The organism is Okeania sp. SIO2B9, from assembly GCF_010672505.1.
GTDB classification, from domain to species: domain Bacteria; phylum Cyanobacteriota; class Cyanobacteriia; order Cyanobacteriales; family Microcoleaceae; genus Okeania; species Okeania hirsuta.
In genome coordinates this window covers 1-4,475 of record NZ_JAAHGK010000603.1, presented here as the reverse complement: position 1 = coordinate 4,475, position 4,475 = coordinate 1, and the positions used below count along the sequence as shown (strand labels likewise).

Genomic DNA, 4,475 nt, shown 5'->3' with positions numbered 1-4,475 from the left:
TAATTCTGGATACCCATAACATTTCTGAATTTCAACCAGGGGAGGTGTTAGTCACTAACAAAACTGACCCCGACTGGGAACCCATTATGAAAAAGGCTAGCGCTATAGTTACTAACCAAGGTGGGCGTACTTGTCATGCTGCAATTATTGCGCGGGAGATGGGTATTCCGGCGATTGTTGGTTGCGAAAATGCTACGAAACTATTGTACAATAGTCAGGCGGTGACTGTTGACTGTGCTGAGGGAGAAGTGGGGATAATTTATGATGGGTTGCTCACGTTTGAGGTGGTGGAAACAGTATTGGATGATTTGCCAGAAACTCGCACCCGCATTTTGATGAATGTGGGCAACCCAGAGGAGGTTTTTCGGTTATCGGCACTTCCTGTTGATGGTGTGGGTTTGGCTAGATTGGAATTTATAATTGCTAATCATATTGGGGTGCATCCTTTAGCATTGCTCAATTTTGACGAAGTGGAAGATGAGGTGGAAAAGGCAAAAATTGCTGAGTTGACTATGGGATATGAAAATAAGGCAGATTTCTTTATCGATCGCCTAGCTTATGGGATGGGAGCGATCGCTGCTGCTTTTTATCCGAAACCTGTTATTGTGCGGATGAGCGATTTTAAGAGTAATGAATATGCTAATTTATTGGGAGGGAAACAGTTTGAACCTGATGAAGAAAACCCAATGATTGGTTGGCGAGGTGCGTCTCGTTATTATCATCCCAAATATCGGGAAGCTTTTGGTTTGGAATGTCTGGTACTGAAGCGAGTGCGGGATAAAATGGGATTGGCAAATGTAATTCCGATGATTCCGTTTTGTCGTACACCCCAAGAAGGAATGAAGGTTTTAGGGGAGATGGCTAAGTATGGTTTGGTGAGGGGTGAGAATGGTTTGCAGGTTTATGTGATGTGTGAGTTACCGAGTAATGTGATTTTAATCGAACAGTTTGCTCAAGTGTTTGATGGATTTTCTATTGGGTCGAATGATTTGACTCAGTTGGTATTGGGTTTAGACCGAGATTCGGCATTGGTAGCAGATATTTTTGATGAACGCCATGATGCTGTGAGGCGAATGATTAAGATTGCGATTACTATTGCTCATGAGTGCGGGCGTAAGATTGGTATTTGCGGTCAGGCACCGAGCGATCATCCTGAGTTTGCGCAGTTGTTGGTAGAGTTAAGGATTGATTCTATTAGTTTGAATCCTGATTCTGTGTTGAAGACTCGGTTTGAGGTGGCGAAGTTGGAGGGGTGTTAACGAAGTCAGAAGTCAGAAGTCAGAATTCAGAAGTGAAAGTTGATAGAAAGTAATGGTTATACACTAATTTCAGGTTATTCTTTCACATCATAAGTTGCCAACTATTTGTGACATCTTTAAAAATTGGTATTAACTAGGGAATAGTTTGTTGTTGGGGGTTTGGTTGCTAAACTTGTGTTGATAATTTTTATTGTTGGGTTTTGCTGGCGCTCAACCCAACCTACGTCAAAATCTTAATTATTGGGAATGTCTTTCTCAAGCTAGCTCAGTTAAACAGTTTGCTAATTCAGAAACAGGAATGTCACTACTTATAGCTTTACAAAGTGAATCTGTAGATGCCTAATTTAGTCTTGTTAAGTTCAGAATTTGATAAGTAGGGAATAGTTAGTTGTTGGGGGTTTGGTAGCTAAACTCGTGTTGATAATTTTTATTGTTGGGTTTTGCTGTCGCTCAACCCAACCTACGTCAAAATTTTAATTATTGGGAATGTCTTTCTCAAACTAACTCAATTAAACAGTCTACTAATTCAGAAAAAGGAATGTCACTACTTATAGCTTTACAAAGTGAATCTGTAGATGCCTAATTTAGTTTTGTTAAGCTCAGAATTTGAACAGCTAAAACTTTTAAATCAGGAAGTGGTTGGGGTGTATTTTCTGGACGGTGACGAGAAAATTCGACACTCGGTTATGGTAAGCTGTTGACCTTCAATTTCCCGCTCTATTAGATTTAGATAATGAAGTTGGCGACGGCTCCATAAATATCTGCATTCCTCCAATAATTAAAGGTTTGAAAATATCTTGAGATAAATATTTAGCAATTGCCTGTATTTTTTCAGCTCTAATTTCAGCTGCATCATGTTTGTTCTCCAAACTTAGTTCTTCAATTTTAGTAGACAAATTAAATTTAATCTTTCTTTTATTCAGAATTTCTTCAATAGTACTATCTTGTAAATTAGGAATTACACGATTACTAGGAACTTGTACTTCTTTTTTCAAATCAAAAATATATAAATTGGTATATTCAGAATCAGCCCTAATAATTTTTCCATGATACCAGTTTTCTTGCCATCTAGCTAAAGCTCTTTGATTGGCAAAAAAATTAGCAGGATAATCTCTAAATAATTTAGAAATATTCTGAACGTTCCTAACTTGCAAATCCAAGTCAATACGAAGGTATAAATTATTTAAATTATTCGAGTATTGGCGAATTTGAAATAAATATACTTGATAAAATCTAACTATTTCATCTACCTTTTTGTTCTGCCGGATATGAGCATTTTTACGGTGAGCTACTAGCCGATAATTTGTATGAGTATCAATATACCAACCATTAGCAATTAAGGCATTTTTTAAAGCAGATATAATATCCTTACTTCTTTGGTTTAAAAAATTTCCATCTGGAATTTCGCCATTTTCCATAATAAATTTTAGAGGAAATAAATTACTAAATTTATTAGTCGCACCTAATCCAGAATCAGCAGAAAAATTAGCCTCACGTTCGGCAGAATTACTATACAAAATCAAGGTGGTTTCTGCGGGATTAACTATATATAAAGGGGCAGGTAAGTTCAACTTTTTCATTTCGTCCCGCATTCGTTTAGTACCTTCGCTTAATGCTCTAATAAAGGCAGCTCCTCCTTTCTCGCGCATAATTTTCAGCCATTTAATTAGTTTTGGATTGCGAGGCATTGAATTGAGTATTATCTTATCATCAAGTCTAAATTCGTGGGGAACTTGTTGGTCTCTTTGTAAAATACGTCCTCCATTTTTAACTACGAAAGCATCTTTATATAATTCACATTCTATTGGAAGTTGTATCGCATAATCTCTGTGGGCAACTGCATTAACAATAGCTTCATCAATAGCAATATAAGGATATTCTGGTTCTTCAGAAAATCCCCCATCAGGATTTCTTTTTTGATATAGTTTAAAGAATCCAGATTCTTTCAAAAAAGTTCTTATATCGCGAATTTGTTTAGTAATTGAACCAGTAAATTCTTTTTCAAAAGTTGGTAGTCCACGATTATCTCTATCTTCGTTGTTAACCTCAAATCTAAGTAATCTAATATATGACGAAGGCATTATTCTTTGAGGGTTTGCTACAAAAAATAGAAACCCTGCATTAGTAAAAGCATAATTATTTCCATCTTTGATTAAAGCTCCTGCTTGATAAAGGAGTTCATCATCACTATAGTCATATTTAGCAACGTCCAAAAAAACTGGACGAAATTCATTTAAAACTCCTTTTTCTAAATCATCAGCATCGTAAGGAGAACAATACTGCCTTTCAAAATTAACTATTTTCTTATCTCGGCGAAGTCTATCTCTTTGATCGTGGTTTAAAGGAATACTTTGAGAACCTCGTCGTTCCCAACTTTTAGGTGGGTCTCCCGGGGTCTCACAAATTCCGTTTTCTGTGTAAGGAGTATAAATCAAGCAAATCTTTTTTGTCTCTCCTTTTGGAGAATAAAATCTGATTGATGCAGATTGATATTTCAGTAATTTATCAATATTTGTTAATCTATTAATTTGCTCTTCATTAAGATGATTGACACCCATCAAATCTCCCTTATCAGAAATTCCTAATACTAAAAGTCCTCCTTCTTTATTAGAATTAGCAAAGGCAGAAATACATTTGGTAATTTGCTCTACTACCTTATTGAGTTCATTTTTACTCATACAACCATTTGGTTGTGGACGACCAACTTCCTTACGATCAAAATATTGACCTTCAAATTCTTCAGCAGTGGGAGATGTTATAAAACTCCAATATTTCTCTGGATTATCAAAAACTTCTTTTGGAGCTGGCATTTTTTCTATTCAGTTAATTAACTATAATGTTTATAAAAAATACATCATACTACATTCCAATAATTTTTATCTTGATTAATTTTTCACTTGTCAATTTTTGATAGCTTTAAAATATCCTCTGATTTATTGACAGTAAGTTCCATTATTTCCAACCATTGAGAACCAATTAAAAATTCAGGTATTTCTTCACCAACATGAACTGGTATTGTCATTTGTTCTCCATCAATAATTATTAAACCTTGATGGATATTAAAGAATTCATTCCCTCTAGCAGTCTGCATTTCTATGTCAGGTGCAACTAAAGGCCACTGCAAAGCTTCTAAATCTTGAGAATTAATGGCTAACCATCCTGTGGTAAAACCAGTATCTAACAAAGCGTCTACTAAAAATTTCTCTCCAGTGAAAA

Annotated in this window: 5 protein-coding genes; 3 read left to right on the top strand and 2 right to left on the bottom strand. The window is 35.6% G+C overall.

Translation table 11 applies throughout. The annotated features are described in order from the left end of the window. The 3 genes from ppsA to F6K13_RS19930 form a co-directional block, all read left to right on the top strand. The coding region (gene ppsA / locus F6K13_RS19940) for a phosphoenolpyruvate synthase (protein ID WP_287288146.1) at positions 1–1,259 on the top strand (1,259 nt) is incomplete at its 5' end. A 193-nt stretch (positions 1,260–1,452) separates the two neighbouring features. After that, entirely contained in the window at positions 1,453–1,602 is a 150-nt protein-coding gene (locus tag F6K13_RS19935; RefSeq protein ID WP_287288144.1) for a hypothetical protein, read from the top strand. Positions 1,603–1,692: 90 nt separating this feature from the next. Beyond that, positions 1,693–1,842, top strand: a complete 150-nt coding sequence (locus F6K13_RS19930) for a hypothetical protein (RefSeq protein ID WP_287288141.1) — start codon at positions 1,693–1,695, stop codon at positions 1,840–1,842. Between the two features lie 121 nt (positions 1,843–1,963). Here the strand turns inward: F6K13_RS19930 and F6K13_RS19925 are convergent, their stop codons facing one another. Next, entirely contained in the window at positions 1,964–4,069 is a 2,106-nt protein-coding gene (locus F6K13_RS19925; RefSeq protein WP_287288140.1) for an RNA-binding domain-containing protein, read from the bottom strand. Positions 4,070–4,152: 83 nt separating this feature from the next. Continuing rightward, a partial coding sequence (locus tag F6K13_RS19920) for an aspartyl protease (protein WP_287288138.1) occupies positions 4,153–4,475 on the bottom strand: 323 nt, incomplete at its 5' end.

Coding starts and splice junctions, on each gene's coding strand:
- F6K13_RS19925 (WP_287288140.1), bottom strand. CDS start 4,069: ATGCCAGCTCCAAAAGAAGTTTTTGATAATCCAGAGAAATATTGGAGT.